The following is a 15,121-nucleotide window of genomic DNA, read 5'->3' on the forward strand; positions in this document are numbered from 1 at the left end:
GGACGCCGGTGACAGCCAGCAGCTCGGGAATCGTGGCCGGGCTCACCGCCGCGGCCCTCGCGACGGTCGGCTACCTCGCCCACGAGGCCGCCCGGACGGTCCCGGCCGGGATGGGCAGGGCGGCGCACGCGGGGGTGTCCCCGGCGCCCGGCACGTCGAAGGCGCCGCAGGTCAAGCGGGACCCGACCGCGCTGCCCGCCGACTCGGGGAAGGGCGCCCGGGTGGTGTACTCGCTGCGCCGCGACCGGGTGTGGCTGGTCGCCGGGGACGAGGCGGTCAGCCGTACCTTCGCGGTCGAGCCCAGCGCGGTGGACCCGGCTCCGGGCCGTTACGCGGTGACGTCGCGCTCGAACGCGGTGACCGGCTCCGACGGCGTCCCGGTCGAGCACGTGGTGCGCTTCGCCAGTGTGGACGGCGTGGTCGTCGGCTTCAGCGCGGCCGTGAACGAGTCGCCCGGCCCGGCCCCCGCCCCCGACTCGAAGGTCCGCACGGGCGGTATCCGCGAGTCCCGGGCGGACGGCGACGCGATGTGGACGTTCGCGACGATCGGCCGCGCGGTCGTGGTGGTGCGCTAGGCGCATCGCGACCGGGAGCGGGAACGGGATCGGGATCGGGATCGGAGGATCCTCAGGCCGCTTCGCGGTGGGCCGGGGCGCGCTCGGCGCGTTCCGGCTGGGGGGCGCGCGGCGGCGTGCAGAGCAGCGCGGCCGCCTCACCGGCCGCCAGCAGGTCGCGCATGGACACCCCGGCGACCGCGAACCGCTGCGGCTGCCCTTTGCTCTCTGTGGCCGACATGGACGCCTCCCGAAGGACCGGGGCACACGTAGTTAGGTTCACCTAACCACTGACTGGATACCATGTGACCACGCACAAGACGCCGGACGCAACATCTTGCCGACGTCTTGTCGGAACGTTCATCAAAAGACCGCACACCGCGACTCCGCGTGAGGGCTCCAGGCAGGGGCTTCAGGTCCGCGTGAGGGCTCCAGAGAGCGGCTTCAGGTCCGCGTGAGGGCTCCGGGCAGGGGCCTCAGGCGGAGAGCACGCTCAGGTCCGCCTCGGCCCAGCGTTCACCCACACCGGTGAGCGTCATCTGCCGGACCTCGTCCGTCGTGTCGCCCACCGCCCGGTGGATCACGACCTGGAGCCGGTCCTCGGTCAGCTCCTCGACCTTGCCCTCGCCCCACTCCACGACGATCACGGAGTCGGGCAGCGAGACGTCGAGGTCGAGGTCCTCCATCTCGTCGAGCCCGCCGGAGAGCCGGTAGGCGTCGACGTGGACCAGGGGCGGCCCGTCGCCCAGCGCGGGGTGCACCCGGGCGATCACGAACGTCGGCGAGGTGACGGCCCCGCGCACGCCGAGCCCTTCGCCCAGGCCGCGGGTCAGCGTCGTCTTGCCCGCGCCGAGCTCCCCGCTGAGCATCACCAGGTCACCGGCGCGCAGCAGCTTCGCGAGCCGGCGGCCCAGCTCCCGCATCTGCTCGGGGGACGTGACGACGATCTGGACGGAGCCGGGCTCAGCCGGGCTGTGCGGTGCTGGTGCTTCCATAGCCCTTCACGGTAGCCCCTGCGGGCACGGCACCCGTGCGGGTGAGCAGGTCGGCGAGGCGGTCGGTGACCACTTCCGGGTGTTCCAGCATCACCAGGTGTCCCGCGTCCGGCACCAGCACCAGCTCGGCGTCCGGCAGCAGATCGGCGATGGCCTCGCTGTGCTCGCTCGGTGTGACCAGGTCCTGCACCCCGGCCAGCACCAGCACCGGCAGGTCGGCGAAGTGGGCGAGCGCCTCGGTCTTGTCGTGGTCGTTGAACGCCGGGTAGTACTCGGCGACCACGTCGATCGGGGTGCTCTCGATCATCCGCTCGGCGAACCGGGCGATGGCCGGGTCGACGTCCCGGGAGGCGAAGGAGTACCGCTTGATGATCCCGGCGAACAGGTCCGCGGTCGCCCGGCGCCCCTTCTCCACCAGCTCGGCCCGCTGCCCCAGCGCCTTCAGCACCCCGGGCAGCACCCGCCGCACCGCGTTGACCCCGGCGACGGGCAGGCCGTAGTTGACCTCGCCGAGCCGGCCCGACGACGTCCCCACGAAGGCGACCCCGACGACCCGTTCGCGGATCAGCTCCGGGTACTGGTCGGCCAGCGCCATCACCGTCATGCCGCCCATGGAGTGCCCCACGAGCACCAGAGGCCCCTCGGGCGCCGCCGCGTCGATGACGGCCTTCAGGTCCCGGCCCAGCTGCTCGATCGTGATCGGCTCGTCGTCCCGCGTCTGGGCCACGCCCCGCCCGGACCGGCCGTGGCTGCGCTGGTCCCAGTGCACGGTCCGCACGACGCCGCGCAGGGCGGCCCGCTGGAAGTGCCAGGAGTCCTGGCTGAGGCAGTAGCCGTGACTGAAGACGACGGTGACGGGAGCGGGTGACTTACGGCCGAACAGCCGGCGGCGGCGCGGGCCGATGGCGGCGGGGGCGGCCTCCTCGTCGAGGTCGTCGACCTCGTAGTAGAGCTCCGTGCCGTCGTCGGCGGACGCCTTGCCGGGCATGCCCCGCAGCGAGCCGTAGGGTCCCGCCGAGTCCAGGGCGAGCCGGGCCTTCTGGCGCATGCCGCGGCCGACCGTCATCCGCTCCAGCGCGACGCCCGCGGCGGCGCCCGCGGCCACCACGCCTATCGCCACCCCGGCGACGCCGGTCGCCCGGCGCCAGCCGCCCGCCGCCCCCGCGGCGGAGGCCGCGACGGCCGCGGAGGCGACGTCCGCGACGACCTCCGCACTGCTCTCGCTCACGTACCGCTCCTCTTCGCCGGGTGCCGATCGGGTTCACCGGGTCGGGGTGATGCCGATGGTGCCGTTGTGACTGCCGTTTCTCGCGTGACCGGTTCTCTGTGCCGAGTTACCCGTCCCGTTCCTCATTCACATAGACGCGAGGAACGCGCGTTCCGATCCGGGTCACGATTTCGTAGGCGATGGTTCCGGCCGCCTGCGCCCAGTCCTCCGCGGTGGGCTCACCCCGGTCCCCCGGCCCGAAGAGGACCGCATCGCTCCCCGCCACCGGCTCGTCTCCCCCCAGGTCGACCACGAACTGGTCCATGGCGACCCGCCCGGCGATCGTGCGCCATTTGCCCTCGACCAGGACCGGGCCGGCCGAGGAGGCGTGCCGCGGGATGCCGTCCGCGTAGCCCAGCGGGACCAGGCCCAGGGTCGTCGGGCCGGGGGTCACGTACCGGTGGCCGTAACTGACGCCGTGCCCGCCCGGTACGTGTTTGACCAGGGCCAGCGAGGCGGACAAGGTCATCACCGGCCGCAGCCCGAAGTCGGCCGGGGTGCCGAGCTCCGGGCTGGGCGAGATGCCGTACGTGGCGATGCCGGTGCGGACCAGGTCGAAGTGGCTCTCGGGGAGCGTGAGGGTGGCCGGGGAGTTGGCGATGTGCCGGACCTCGGGCCGCACGCCCCGCTGCTCGGCGTGGGCGACCATGTCCCGGAACACGGCCAGCTGGGCGGCGATGGAGGGGTGCCCGGGTTCGTCGGCGCAGGCGAAGTGCGACCACAGTCCCGTGACGCGCAGCAGCCCCTCGGCCTCGGCCCGCAGCGCGGCGGAGACGAGCGCGGCCCAGTCGTCGCCGGGCTGGCACCCGTTGCGTCCGAGGCCGGTGTCGGCCTTCAGCTGCACCCGGGCCGGCCGGTCGGCTCCCCTGGCCGCCTCGACGACCTCCTGCAGGGCCCACATGCCGCTGACCGACACGTCGATTTCGGCGTCGACCGCCTCGCGCCAGGGCCCTCCGGGTGTCCACAGCCAGCACATGATGCGGCCCGGCAGCCCGGCGGCCCGCAGGGCGAGGGCCTCCTCGGGCGTGGCCGTGCCCAGCCAGGTCGCTCCCGCGGCGACGGCCGCACGGGCGCACGGCACGGCCCCGTGGCCGTACGCCTCGGACTTCACCACGGCCATCACGGCCGCGCCCGGCGCATGGGCGCGCAGGGCCCGCACATTGGCCCGCAGCGCCGCCAGATCGATCTCGGCCCGAGCCCGCAGGGGCGCGGTCGGGGCTGTTCTCTCGCTCATCGCGCCCAGTGTCTCAGAGGCCTCCGAGGGCAGACCGCCTACGTACCTCTGTGCGTCGCCCGGGTCGAGCGGGAGCGGGGCCGCCGAGCGAACCGGCGATGGGGAAGGGCTGCCGGGAGCAGGGCGGGGGCGGGACGACCCGGCGCGGGGCGTGGAGCGGCCCGCGGTGCGGCCGGGGTGTACGGCGATGTGCCACGCAGCAGGACCGGTCGCTCCGGTGCCGCCATCGGAGTGGTCCGGCCCGTGCGCGGCTACGCCATGACCGACCCCGGCCGTCGAACCCCCGGCCGAACCCGGCCGCCCGGCCCTCCACACACCGACCGAAACCGGCCGCCGGTGTTCAGGTACACCCCGGCCAACCCCGGTCACCCGATCCTCCACGCCCCGGCCGAAACCGGCCGCCCGGACGCCCAGCACACCATCCGGACCCGGCCGCCCGGCCCTCCAGCACACCATCCGGACTCGGCCGTCCGGCCCTCCAGCACGCGATCCGGACCCGGCCGCCCGGCCGTCCAGCACACCATCCGGACCCGGCCGCCCGGCTCTCCAGCACACCATCCGGACCCGGTCGCCCGGCCCTCCAGCACGCCGTCCGAACCCGATCGCCCGGCCCTCCAGCACCCCATCCGGACTCGGCCGTCCGGCCCTCCAGCACGCCATCCGAACCCGGTCGCCCGAGCCCTCCAGCAGGCGATCCTGACCCGGTCGCCCGGCCCTCCAGCACGCCATCGGACCCGGTCGCCCGGCCCTCTGCGCCCCCGGCTCACCCCAGGACGTTCCGCCAGGCCTCCGGGATCGTGTCCGCCACGTCATGCGCACCCACCGGCGCCCCGTCCGCCGCCAGTCGTCCGGCCAGCCCGTGCAGATACGCCCCCACGCTCGCCGCGTCCACCGCGGAAAGCCCCGCCGCCAGCAAGGACCCGCACAGACCCGACAGCACGTCCCCGCTCCCGGCCGTGGCCAGCCAGCCCGTCCCGGTCGGGTTCACGCGGACCGGCCCGCCCGCCGAGTCGGCCACCAGCGTCGTGGAGCCCTTCAGCAGCACGGTCGCCCCGTAACGCCGCGCCAGTTCCCGGACCGCGGACAGCCGCCCGCCCTCGACCTCGGCCCGTTCCACGCCCAGCAGCGCCGCCGCCTCCCCCGCGTGGGGTGTCATCAGCGTCGGCGCCCGCCGCCCCCGCACGGTCTCCGCGTCCGCCAGCCGCAGCCCGTCGGCGTCGATCAGCACCGGCACCTCCGCCGCCAGCACCTCCGCCACCGTCACCGCGTCGTCCCCGGCCCCCGGCCCGACGACCCACGCCTGCACCCGTCCGGCGTGCTTCGGCCCCCCGTCCGACACGAGCGTCTCGGGAAACCGCGCGATGACCGCGTCCCCGGCCGGCCCGACGTACCGCACGGCCCCGGCCCCACCCCGCAGCGCGCCCGAGACGGCGAGCACCGCGGCCCCCGGGTAGCGCGCGGACCCGGCGGCGATGCCGACCACGCCCCGCCGGTACTTGTCGCTCTCCGCCCCCGGCACCGGCAGCGCCCGGGCCGCGTCCGCGTGCTGCAGCGCCTCCAGCTCCGGCTCGGCCGGCAGCTCCAGGCCGATGTCGACCAGGCGCACCGACCCCGCGTGCTCCCGGGCGGGGTCGATCAGGAGACCCGGCTTGTGCGTGCCGAACGTGACGGTCAGGTCGGCCCGCACGGCGTCCCCGTGCACCTCCCCGGTGTCGGCGTCGACACCGCTCGGCAGGTCGACGGCGACGACGGCACCCCGCGATCGCTCGGCGGCGGCGGCCAACGGCACCGCGTCCGGCCGCAGCCCACCCTTCCCGCCGATCCCGACGATCCCGTCGACGACGAGGTCCGCCCCCTCGACGAGCGGCACGCCCTGACCGGCCCCCGCGACCCACCCCCCGGCCCGCCGCAACGCCGCGAGCCCCGCGGCGTGCGCCCGGTCCGGCGCGAGCAGCACCGCCGTGACCCCGGCCCCCCGGCGGGCCAGCCGGGCCCCGGCGTACAGGGCGTCACCGCCGTTGTCGCCACTGCCGACCAGCAGCACGACCCTGCTCCCGTACACCCGCCCCAGCAGGTCGGCGCAGGCCGCGGCCAGCCCGGCGGCGGCGCGTTGCATCAGCGCCCCCTCCGGCAGCCGCGCCATCAGCTCCCGCTCGGCGTTCCGGACCGTCTCCACGCTGTAGGCAGTACGCATGCGGTCGAGTTTCCCGCAGGACCGCCGGACCACTCCCCCTCACACGCACCCCGCGCGTCTCCCGCCTCGACCGACCGGGTCGCAGCCGTTGACGCTCCGCCGCCCCTTTGCCAGACTCCCCGCCGCGCAGAAAGCGCTTGCACCCCGCTGCGCACACCGGGCTCGCACACCGCCTGCCCTTCCCCCACGTCCGACGAAACCGAGGCCCCCATGGGACGCAGAGCCGCATTACTGGCCGCCGCCGGCGCCACCGCCCTCCTCACCGCCGCCGGCACCCTGACCGCCCCCGCCACGGCCGCCCCCACCCGCGCACTGGCCTGCGGAGACGGCTCCTACCAGGCCGAGGCCGTACGCAGCGGCGACACCTGGACCGCCCGGCGCGGCGGCAGCACCGTGTACACCGGCACCGACCTGCGCGCCGCCGTCCAGGCGGCCGTCGACAGCCTCACCTCCGGGCGCACGTCGAAGGAACGAGTCGTGGTCCGCGGCTCGGGTTCGGTCCCGGCGGGTGCGCGCATCTCGCTGCCCAGCTACACCGTCCTCGACGTCTGCGGCACGATCGACGTCACCGGCAGCGGCTCGGGCGACCAGGCGCCCGTCTACTCGCGCGGCACCCGTGACGTCGAGATCCAGAACCTCACGCTCACCGGCACCCCGCTGTACGGCATCTTCCTGCGCAACGTCCAGAACGTGACGCTCGGCCGGATCGACATGCGCCTCTCCCGCGGCCTGGGCGTACGCATCGACAACCGGGGCGACACCAGCCAGTGGACGCGTAACGTCCGCATCGACGACGTCTACGTCTCGGGCGCGTCCAGCCACGCGGTCGAGACCTACGGCGTCGACGGCCTCACGATCGGCACCGTCACGGCCCGCAACGTCGGCGAGTCGGGCCTGCTGCTCAACCAGACCGTCAACGCCACCGTCACCAAGGTGGACGCCGAGAACGCCGGCGCGGGCACCGGGTACGCCGCCTTCCGCATGGCCAACCGCAACGGCCGGATCGGCAGCGGCTACCCCACCAACATCCGCGTCGGCGAGGTCGTCGCGCGCGGCGGCGGACGCGGCGTCTTCTGCGTCTCGGAGAGCGGCGGGGCCGTCATCGACAAGGTGACGCTCTCCCGCACCGGCAACAACTCGGTGCTGATCGAGAACTGCTACAACGTCAGCCTCGCGGCGCGCGGCGGCACCATCACGGGCGGCGGTGAACTGCGCCTGGCGGCCCGCTCGGAGTTCCCCAACAACAAGGACATCACCATCCAGAACCTGACGGTCACCGACTCGGCCGTCAGGGAGAGCCCCTGCGGTGAGAACACGACGTTCCGCAACATCACCCGGGTGAACAGCAGTCAGTCGATCTGCTGAGCGGCCGCCCCCAGGCTCCGGAGCCCCGGCCTGCCTGCCCGCGCGGGCTTCGGAGCCCCCGCCTGCCTGCCCGCGCAGGCTCCGGAGCCGTCGGCCGGCCGGTGCGCACCGGCTGGTGCACCTGCCGGCCGCGCGATGATCCGCCCCACGGTCCACCGAAGCGGCCGCCCGCCGTTCCGTCGCCCACGCCGGACCGGTAGCATCGGGCTACGTTTTGAACTTGTTCAAAAGGGGGATCGACGAGACATGACCAGCTCGACAGCACCCAGGGAAAGCGACAGCCCCGCCACCGCCCTGGGCCCCACGGCCCTGGTCCTCGGCGTCTTCTCGGCCGTGGGCACCTGGGCGTTCCTGTTCCCGTGGACGGTCCTGGCCGGAGCGCTCGCGATGACGTTCGGGGCGATGGGCCTGCACTACGCCCGCAGGGGCACCGGCCGGATGTGGCCGGCCGCGGCCGGTACGACCCTGGGCGCGATCGGCTTCCTCGGCACCGCCACGCTGCTCTGGGGCCTGTATTAGCCGGGCCCCCAGGGGGCGTGTCTCACCCCTCGGCGATGACCACCGCGGAGGCGACGCCCGCGTCGTGACTCAGCGACACATGCCAGCTCCGCACGCCGAGTTCGGCGGCCCGGGCCGCCACCGTCCCGGTCACCCGCAGCCAGGGCCGCCCGCTGTCCTCGACACACACCTCGGCGTCGGTCCAGAGCAGCCCGGACGGCGCACCGAGCGCCTTGGCCAACGCCTCCTTCGCCGCGAACCGCGCGGCCAGCGAGGCGACCCCCCGCCGCTCCCCGCTGGGCAGCAGCAGCTCCCGCTCCAGGAAGAGCCGCTCGGCCAGCGCGGGCGTACGCTCCAGTGAAGCCGCGAACCGTTCGATCTCGGCAACGTCGATGCCGACCCCGATGATGCTCATGGACAGCACCCTACGGTGACGGGCCGAATCCCGCCCGGACGGCGCCCGGAGCATCTCCAGGACGACCCCGTGATCTTCAACTCCCCACCCTCCCTATAGAGTTCGCGCTGACCGCGATGAGCAAACGGCATCGCATCCAACGGGAGGACACCGACCATGAAGTTCACGTCGCTGGGAACCGCTGCCAGTGCCCTGGCTCTCTTCGCCACGGCCCTCACCGGCACCGTCGCCGCCGCGGGCACCGCCGCGGCGGCCCCGCCGAAGGACTGCAGCAAGGCGATCGTCAACGTCAAGGCCAAGGAGACCGTCAACGTCCGCAGCGCGCCGAAGACGTCCGCCACGGCCCTCGGCATCTGGGGCAAGGGCAAGAAGGGCGGCATCTGCAACGACGGCAAGTCGTTCAAGGGCGGCTCGTACACGGCCTGCGGCAAGACGAGCAACCAGTGGTACTACGGCGGCGACAAGGTGAACGGCTGGGTCCCGAAGACCTGCATCAACTGGTAGTCGCCGGACGGGCGGTGGGGGCGGGCGGCGACGAGCCGCCCGCCCCCGGTGCTCACTCCACCGTCACCGACTTCGCCAGGTTCCGCGGCTGGTCCACCTCGTTACCGCGGGCCGTGGCCAGCTCACAGGCGAACACCTGCAGCGGCACCGTGGCCACGAGCGGCTGCAGCAGCGTCGGGGTGGCCGGCACCCGGACCAGGTGGTCCGCGTACGGCACGACCGCTTCGTCGCCCTCTTCCGCGATCACGATCGTGCGGGCGCCACGCGCCCGGATCTCCTGGATGTTGGACACGATCTTGTCGTGCAGCACCGACCGTCCGCGCGGCGAGGGCACCACCACGACCACCGGCAGGTCCTCCTCGATCAGCGCGATCGGCCCGTGCTTCAGCTCCCCGGCCGCGAACCCCTCCGCGTGCATGTAGGCGAGTTCCTTGAGCTTCAGCGCGCCTTCCAGCGCCACCGGATACCCCACGTGCCGTCCGAGGAAGAGCACCGTCTTCTTGGTGGCCAGCGTGCGGGCCAGCTCCCGCACCGGCTCCATCGTGCCCAGCACCTCCTCCACCGCACCGGAGATGGAGGACAGGTCGCGGATCACCGCCCGGATCTCGTCGCCCCACTTCGTGCCGCGCACCTGGCCCAGGTACAGGGCGACCAGGTAGCACGCCACGAGCTGGGTGAGGAACGCCTTGGTGGAGGCGACGGCCACCTCGGGCCCGGCGTGCGTGTACAGCACCGCGTCCGACTCGCGGGGAATCGTCGAGCCGTTGGTGTTGCAGATCGCCAGCACCTTGGAGCCCTGCTCCCGGGCGTGCCGCAGCGCCATCAGCGTGTCCATGGTCTCGCCCGACTGGGAGATGGCGATGACCAGCGTCTGCGCGTCCAGGATCGGGTCCCGGTAGCGGAACTCGCTGGCCAGCTCCACCTCGCAGGGCAGCCGCGTCCAGTGCTCGATCGCGTACTTGGCGATCAGCCCGGCGTGGAAGGCCGTACCGCAGGCGATGATGACGACCTTGTCGATCTCCCGCAGCACGCCCGGCGGGATCCGCACCTCGTCCAGCGTCAGCGAACCGGAACCGTCGATCCGGCCCAGCAGCGTGTCCGCGACCGCCTTGGGCTGCTCGGCGATCTCCTTGAGCATGAAGTAGTCGTAGCCGCCCTTCTCGGCGGCCGAGGCGTCCCAGTCGACGTGGTAGGACCGCACGTCGGCCGGACGGCCGTCGAAGCCGGTCACGCTCACGCCGTCCCGGCGCAGCTCCACCACCTGGTCCTGCCCGAGCTCGATCGCCGAGCGGGTGTGGGCGATGAACGCGGCGACGTCCGACGCGAGGAAGGCCTCGCCCTCCCCCACCCCGACCACCAGCGGGGAGTTCCGCCGGGCGCCGACCACCACGTCCGGCTCGTCGGCGTGCACCGCGACCAGCGTGAAGGCGCCCTCCAGCCGCCGGCACACCAGCCGCATCGCCTCGGCGAGGTCCGCACAGGCGGAGAACTCCTCGGCGAGCAGGTGCGCCACCACCTCGGTGTCCGTGTCGGAGGACAGCTCGTGACCCCGCTCGGCCAGCTCGGCGCGCAGCAGGGCGAAGTTCTCGATGATGCCGTTGTGCACCACGGCGACCCGGCCCGCGTTGTCGATGTGCGGGTGGGCGTTGGTGTCCGTCGGGGCGCCGTGCGTCGCCCAGCGGGTGTGTCCGATGCCCGTCGCGCCGGTCGGCAGCGGCCTGCCGTCCAGCTCCTTCTCCAGGTTGAGCAGTTTGCCGGCCTTCTTGGCCGTCGCCAGCCCCCCGTCGGCCAGGACGGCGACGCCCGCCGAGTCGTACCCCCGGTACTCCAGCCGCTTCAGCCCGGCCATGACGACCTCGAGCGCGGACTGCGGCCCCACGTAACCCACGATTCCACACATGGGCCGCAGCCTACGGTCCGATGCTCCCGAAAAACCCCCGAAGCGTGCCCGGATTCGGAAATGAACCCGCCTTCCACGACCCCGGCGAGGCCGAGTTCGGTCCTGACGCCTCCTCAGGAGCACCTACGGTGACGACGGGCCGCCGAGCCGACCGCCCCTCAGACCTTCGCCCGGTAGGCCCGCATCGCCAGCGGATAGAACACCAGCGCGATGCCCGCCGCCCACACCAGCGACCACATCACCGGCTCCGCCACCGCCCCGCCCAGCAGCAGCCCCCGGAACGCGTCCGACAGGTGCGTCACCGGATTGACGTCACTCCACGCCTGGAGCCAGCCCGGCATCGTGTCGACGACGACGAACGCGCTGCTGGTGAAGGTGATCGGGAAGATGAGCGTGAAGGCGAACGCCTGCACCTTCTCGGCGTCGCCCGCCAGCATCCCGATCAGCACCGCGCTCCAGGACACGGCCGCGGCGAACACCATCACCAGCAGGGTGCCGAGCAGGAACCCGCCGAGCCCGCCGGTGATGCGGAAGCCGAGCGCCAGACCGAGGCCGATCATCAGCAGCAGTGCCCACAGGTGCTTCGCGAGGTCGGCGGTGATCCGGCCGACGAGCGGGGCGGAGCGGGCGATGGGCAGGCTGCGCAGCCGGTCGAAGACGCCCTTGGTGAGGTCGGTGTTGAGCGCCATCGCGGTGTACATCGTCATGAACAGGGTGTTCTGCACGATGATCCCGGGCAGCGCGTACTTCAGATACGCCTCCGGCGAGCCGGCCATCTGCCCGCCCAGGACATAGGTGAAGAGGAACACGAACATGATCGGCGTGATGCTGTAGTCGACCAGTTCGAGCGGGTTGTGCTTGACGGCGACCAGGCTCCGCCAGGCCATCGTGAAGGTCTGCCGCAGTCCGGCGAGGGGCGGTACCCGGCCGGAGGCGGTGACCGGGGTGTCGAGGGTGCCCGCGGTGGCGGTCATGACCGGCTCACCGCCTTCTCCAGCTCCTCGTCCTCCGGGACGGCCGCGCCGCCGTCCTCCTCGCCCTGGCCCGGCTCGGCGCGGTGGCCGGTCAGGGAGAGGAAGACCTCGTCGAGCGAGGAGCGGCGCAGGGCCAGCTCCCCGACCGCGATCCCCTCCCGGTCCAGCGCGCGCACCACGGCCGGCATCAGCTCGGGGTCCTTCACCGGGGCCGTGACCGCCTCGCCCTCGATCCGGGCCGCCGGCCCGGCGGCGCCGGCCACCAGGGCGTGCGCCCGCGCCAGGTCCTGCCCGGCGATCGGCCTGAGCTCCAGCACCTGGCCGCCGACCTGCGCCTTCAGCTGGTCCGGCGTGCCCTCGGCGATCACCCGGCCCTTGTCGATCACCACGATGTCGTCGGCGAGGACATCGGCCTCGTTCAGGTACTGCGTGGTCAGCAGGGCCGTCGCCCCGTCCGCGACCAGACCCCGCAGCAGGTCCCACAGCTCACCACGGCTGTGCGGATCGAGACCGGTGGTCGGTTCGTCGAGGAAGAGGATGCTGGGCCGGCCGACCAGGCTCGCCGCGAGGTCCAGGCGTCTGCGCATCCCGCCCGAGAAGGTCTTCGCGGCCCGCCCGGCCGCGTCGGTGAGCTGGAACCGCTCCAGCAGTTCACCGGCCCGCGCCTTCGCCTCCCGCCTGGGCAGCCCCAGCAGCCGGCCGATCAGCAGCAGGTTCTCCGTGCCGGTCAGGTTCTCGTCGACCGCCGCGTACTGCCCGGTCAGCCCGACGAGGGAACGGACGGTCCCGGCCTCCCGGACCACGTCGTGCCCGGCCACCCGGGCCGTCCCCCGGTCCGGGCGCAGCAGTGTCGCGAAGATCCGCACCGCGGTCGTCTTCCCGGCACCGTTGGGACCCAGCAGCCCGAGCACCGTGCCCTTGCGGGCCGCCAGATCGACACCGGCCAGTGCCTCGGTCTCCCGGAACCGCTTGACCAGGCCTTCCGCCTCTATCGCGTACGTCATGGGTACTCCCGGGCGCTCGTGGACCCCGGACCGGGCCCACCCTTCCCACAACTGTGACGCACGCCACTGACATTCCACCCGGATCGGTTTTTCTCCGTCGCAAGCCGGGCGAACACCTCGCGTGACGGATCCCACCTCACCGTCCGTTCGTACTCCCGTAACAATGGACTGTGATCTCTCCGGTCTCCCCGATGCCCCGGAGCGCCCACCGGCCCCGCCCGGAGGCGACTCCCTACGTCGACCTCACCCGAGCCGAGTGGAGTGCGCTGCGCGACAAGACGCCGCTGCCACTGACGGCCGAGGAGGTCGAGAAGCTGCGCGGTCTCGGCGACGTGATCGACCTCGACGAGGTGCGGGACATCTACCTCCCGCTGTCCAGACTTCTCAACCTCTACGTCGGTGCCACCGACGGCCTCCGAGGCGCCCTGAACACGTTCCTGGGCGAACAGGGCTCCCAGTCGGGCACCCCGTTCGTCATAGGAGTCGCCGGTTCGGTCGCCGTGGGCAAGTCGACGGTCGCCCGCCTCCTCCAGGCCCTGCTGTCGCGCTGGCCCGAGCACCCGCGCGTCGAGCTGGTCACCACCGACGGCTTCCTGCTGCCGACGAAGGAACTCCAGGCCCGCGGCCTGATGTCCCGCAAGGGCTTCCCGGAGTCCTACGACCGCCGGGCCCTGACCCGCTTCGTCGCCGACATCAAGGCCGGCAAGAACGAGGTCAGCGCGCCCGTCTACTCCCACCTGATCTACGACATCGTCCCCGACAAGAGGCTCACGGTCCGCCGCCCCGACATCCTGATCGTCGAGGGCCTGAACGTCCTCCAGCCGGCTCTGCCCGGCAAGGACGGCCGCACCCGCGTCGGCCTCGCCGACTACTTCGACTTCAGCGTGTACGTCGACGCCCGCGTCGAGGACATCGAGACCTGGTACCTCAACCGCTTCCGCAAGCTGCGCGCGACCGCCTTCCAGAACCCGGACTCGTACTTCCGCAAGTACACCCAGGTCTCGGAGGAGGAGGCGCTGGATTACGCCCGGACGATGTGGCGCACGATCAACAGGCCCAACCTGGTGGAGAACATCGCCCCCACCCGTGGCCGCGCCGCCCTCGTGCTGCGCAAGGGCCCGGACCACAAGGTGCAGCGGCTGAGCCTGCGCAAGCTGTGACGCCGACGGCAAAGGCGGGTTAGATGGGCGCCATGCTCCATCTGCGTCTGATCACACCGTCCGACCGGACCGACGACGTGGTCCAGCTGGTCGAGAAGACGGTCGGCACCACCCACCTCGTCGTGCTGCCGGGCGCCGCCCGCGACCCCGCCGGGGACGTCGTGATGTGCGACGTGGCGCGGGAGGCGGGCGACGAGCTGCTCACCGGGCTGCGGGAACTGGGGATCGACACCACCGGTTCCATCGCCGTCGAGTCCATCGACCTGTCGCTGTCCGAGCGGGCCGAGAAGGCCGAGGCGGACGCACCCGGCGAGGGGTCCGACGCGGTCCTGTGGGAGCACCTGTCCGACGCGACGCACGAGGAGTCCACCCTCTCCGTCACGTACCTGGCCTTCATCACGCTCGCCACGATGATCGCGGCCTGCGGTGTGGTCCTGGACAACTCGATTCTGATCGTCGGGGCCATGGCGGTGGGACCGGAGTTCGGCCCCCTCGCGGGAATCAGCACCGCCGTGGTCCGCCGCCAGCCGCGCCTCGCCGCGCGCTCGCTCATCGCCCTGCTGGTGGGCTTCGCGGCGGCGATGGCGGTGACGGTCGCCTTCAGTCTCTTCATGGACGCCATCGGCCTCTTCACCGAGGCCCAACTGGAAGCCGACCGCCCCAACACGGGCTTCATCTACGCCCCCGACCGTCTGTCCTTCGTCGTGGCGGTCCTGGCCGGCATCGCCGGCACCCTCTCACTGACCTCGGCGAAGTCGGGCGCCCTGGTGGGCGTGGCCATCTCGGTCACCACGATCCCGGCCGCGGCGAACGCCGCCGTGGCCCTGAGCTACGGCGACACGAAGCAGACCTGGGGCTCCACGGAACAGCTCCTGCTGAATCTGCTGGGCATCATCCTCGCGGGCACCCTGACGCTGGCGGCCCAGAAGTGGCTCTGGTCCAGGCAGCCCAAGAACACGCCCTAGCGGCAGCGCCCCAGGGGGCGCGGGGAACCGCGCGACACGCCACGGCGCGCGGTCGGCCCGCCGTCCGCCGCAGCCCCCGCCCCCTGCCCGCT

At 72.9% G+C, this 15,121-nt stretch carries 15 protein-coding genes; 6 read left to right on the forward strand and 9 right to left on the reverse strand.

Translation table 11 applies throughout. The features are described from left to right. The first annotated feature begins 8 nt into the window (after positions 1–8). Positions 9–575, forward strand: a complete 567-nt coding sequence (locus tag ACFV20_RS02165) for a hypothetical protein (RefSeq protein ID WP_385651441.1) — start codon at positions 9–11, stop codon at positions 573–575. A 52-nt stretch (positions 576–627) separates the two neighbouring features. Here ACFV20_RS02165 and ACFV20_RS02170 read toward each other — a convergent pair whose 3' ends face one another. The 5 genes from ACFV20_RS02170 to ACFV20_RS02190 all read right to left on the reverse strand — a co-directional run bounded on the left by ACFV20_RS02170 (position 628) and on the right by ACFV20_RS02190 (position 6,244). After that, positions 628–795: a hypothetical protein gene (locus ACFV20_RS02170; protein ID WP_385651443.1), complete on the reverse strand. Its 168-nt coding sequence runs from the start codon at positions 793–795 to the stop codon at positions 628–630. A 235-nt stretch (positions 796–1,030) separates the two neighbouring features. Continuing rightward, on the reverse strand, positions 1,031–1,549 hold the full coding sequence (gene tsaE, locus ACFV20_RS02175) for a tRNA (adenosine(37)-N6)-threonylcarbamoyltransferase complex ATPase subunit type 1 TsaE (protein ID WP_385651445.1): 519 nt from the start codon (positions 1,547–1,549) through the stop codon (positions 1,031–1,033). Further along, positions 1,518–2,777: an alpha/beta fold hydrolase gene (locus tag ACFV20_RS02180; protein ID WP_385651446.1), complete on the reverse strand. Its 1,260-nt coding sequence runs from the start codon at positions 2,775–2,777 to the stop codon at positions 1,518–1,520. Before ACFV20_RS02180 ends, tsaE begins: the two co-directional genes overlap by 32 nt. 106 nt (positions 2,778–2,883) lie before the next feature. Further along, entirely contained in the window at positions 2,884–4,050 is a 1,167-nt protein-coding gene (gene alr, locus ACFV20_RS02185; protein ID WP_385651449.1) for an alanine racemase, read from the reverse strand. 763 nt (positions 4,051–4,813) lie between these two features. Then, a complete protein-coding gene (locus ACFV20_RS02190; protein WP_385651452.1) occupies positions 4,814–6,244 on the reverse strand; it encodes an NAD(P)H-hydrate dehydratase in 1,431 nt (476 codons plus the stop codon). Between the two features lie 210 nt (positions 6,245–6,454). Here ACFV20_RS02190 and ACFV20_RS02195 point away from each other — a divergent pair, with 210 nt between their 5' ends. Continuing rightward, a complete protein-coding gene (locus ACFV20_RS02195) occupies positions 6,455–7,609 on the forward strand; it encodes a hypothetical protein (protein ID WP_385651454.1) in 1,155 nt (384 codons plus the stop codon). 246 nt (positions 7,610–7,855) lie between these two features. Beyond that, entirely contained in the window at positions 7,856–8,128 is a 273-nt protein-coding gene (locus tag ACFV20_RS02200) for a hypothetical protein (protein ID WP_385651457.1), read from the forward strand. Between the two features lie 22 nt (positions 8,129–8,150). Here ACFV20_RS02200 and ACFV20_RS02205 read toward each other — a convergent pair whose 3' ends face one another. After that, positions 8,151–8,522, reverse strand: a complete 372-nt coding sequence (locus ACFV20_RS02205) for a holo-ACP synthase (RefSeq protein ID WP_385651460.1) — start codon at positions 8,520–8,522, stop codon at positions 8,151–8,153. 156 nt (positions 8,523–8,678) lie between these two features. Here ACFV20_RS02205 and ACFV20_RS02210 point away from each other — a divergent pair, with 156 nt between their 5' ends. Beyond that, entirely contained in the window at positions 8,679–9,026 is a 348-nt protein-coding gene (locus ACFV20_RS02210; RefSeq protein ID WP_385651463.1) for a hypothetical protein, read from the forward strand. A 52-nt stretch (positions 9,027–9,078) separates the two neighbouring features. Here ACFV20_RS02210 and glmS read toward each other — a convergent pair whose 3' ends face one another. The 3 genes from glmS to ACFV20_RS02225 all read right to left on the reverse strand — a co-directional run bounded on the left by glmS (position 9,079) and on the right by ACFV20_RS02225 (position 12,904). After that, positions 9,079–10,926: a glutamine--fructose-6-phosphate transaminase (isomerizing) gene (gene glmS / locus ACFV20_RS02215; RefSeq protein ID WP_385651466.1), complete on the reverse strand. Its 1,848-nt coding sequence runs from the start codon at positions 10,924–10,926 to the stop codon at positions 9,079–9,081. 158 nt (positions 10,927–11,084) lie between these two features. Next, positions 11,085–11,900 (reverse strand): ABC transporter permease, encoded by an 816-nt coding sequence (locus tag ACFV20_RS02220; RefSeq protein WP_385651468.1) that lies wholly within the window; start codon positions 11,898–11,900, stop codon positions 11,085–11,087. Then, the gene (locus ACFV20_RS02225) at positions 11,897–12,904 is read right to left on the reverse strand and encodes an ATP-binding cassette domain-containing protein (protein WP_385651469.1); all 1,008 of its coding nucleotides are present in this window, start codon (positions 12,902–12,904) and stop codon (positions 11,897–11,899) included. The genes ACFV20_RS02220 and ACFV20_RS02225 overlap by 4 nt, the downstream gene beginning before the upstream one ends. A gap of 191 nt (positions 12,905–13,095) precedes the next feature. Between ACFV20_RS02225 and coaA the strand changes: the two genes are divergently transcribed. Together coaA and ACFV20_RS02235 are read left to right on the forward strand one after the other, a co-directional pair. Beyond that, positions 13,096–14,064 carry a type I pantothenate kinase gene (gene coaA / locus ACFV20_RS02230; RefSeq protein ID WP_385651961.1) on the forward strand — a complete coding sequence of 323 codons (969 nt, stop codon included), beginning with the start codon at positions 13,096–13,098 and terminating at the stop codon, positions 14,062–14,064. A gap of 32 nt (positions 14,065–14,096) precedes the next feature. Continuing rightward, the gene (locus ACFV20_RS02235; RefSeq protein ID WP_385651964.1) at positions 14,097–15,029 is read left to right on the forward strand and encodes a DUF389 domain-containing protein; all 933 of its coding nucleotides are present in this window, start codon (positions 14,097–14,099) and stop codon (positions 15,027–15,029) included. Positions 15,030–15,121 lie beyond the last annotated feature (92 nt).

The organism is Streptomyces sp. NPDC059696, from assembly GCF_042733745.1.
Classification (GTDB): domain Bacteria; phylum Actinomycetota; class Actinomycetes; order Streptomycetales; family Streptomycetaceae; genus Streptomyces.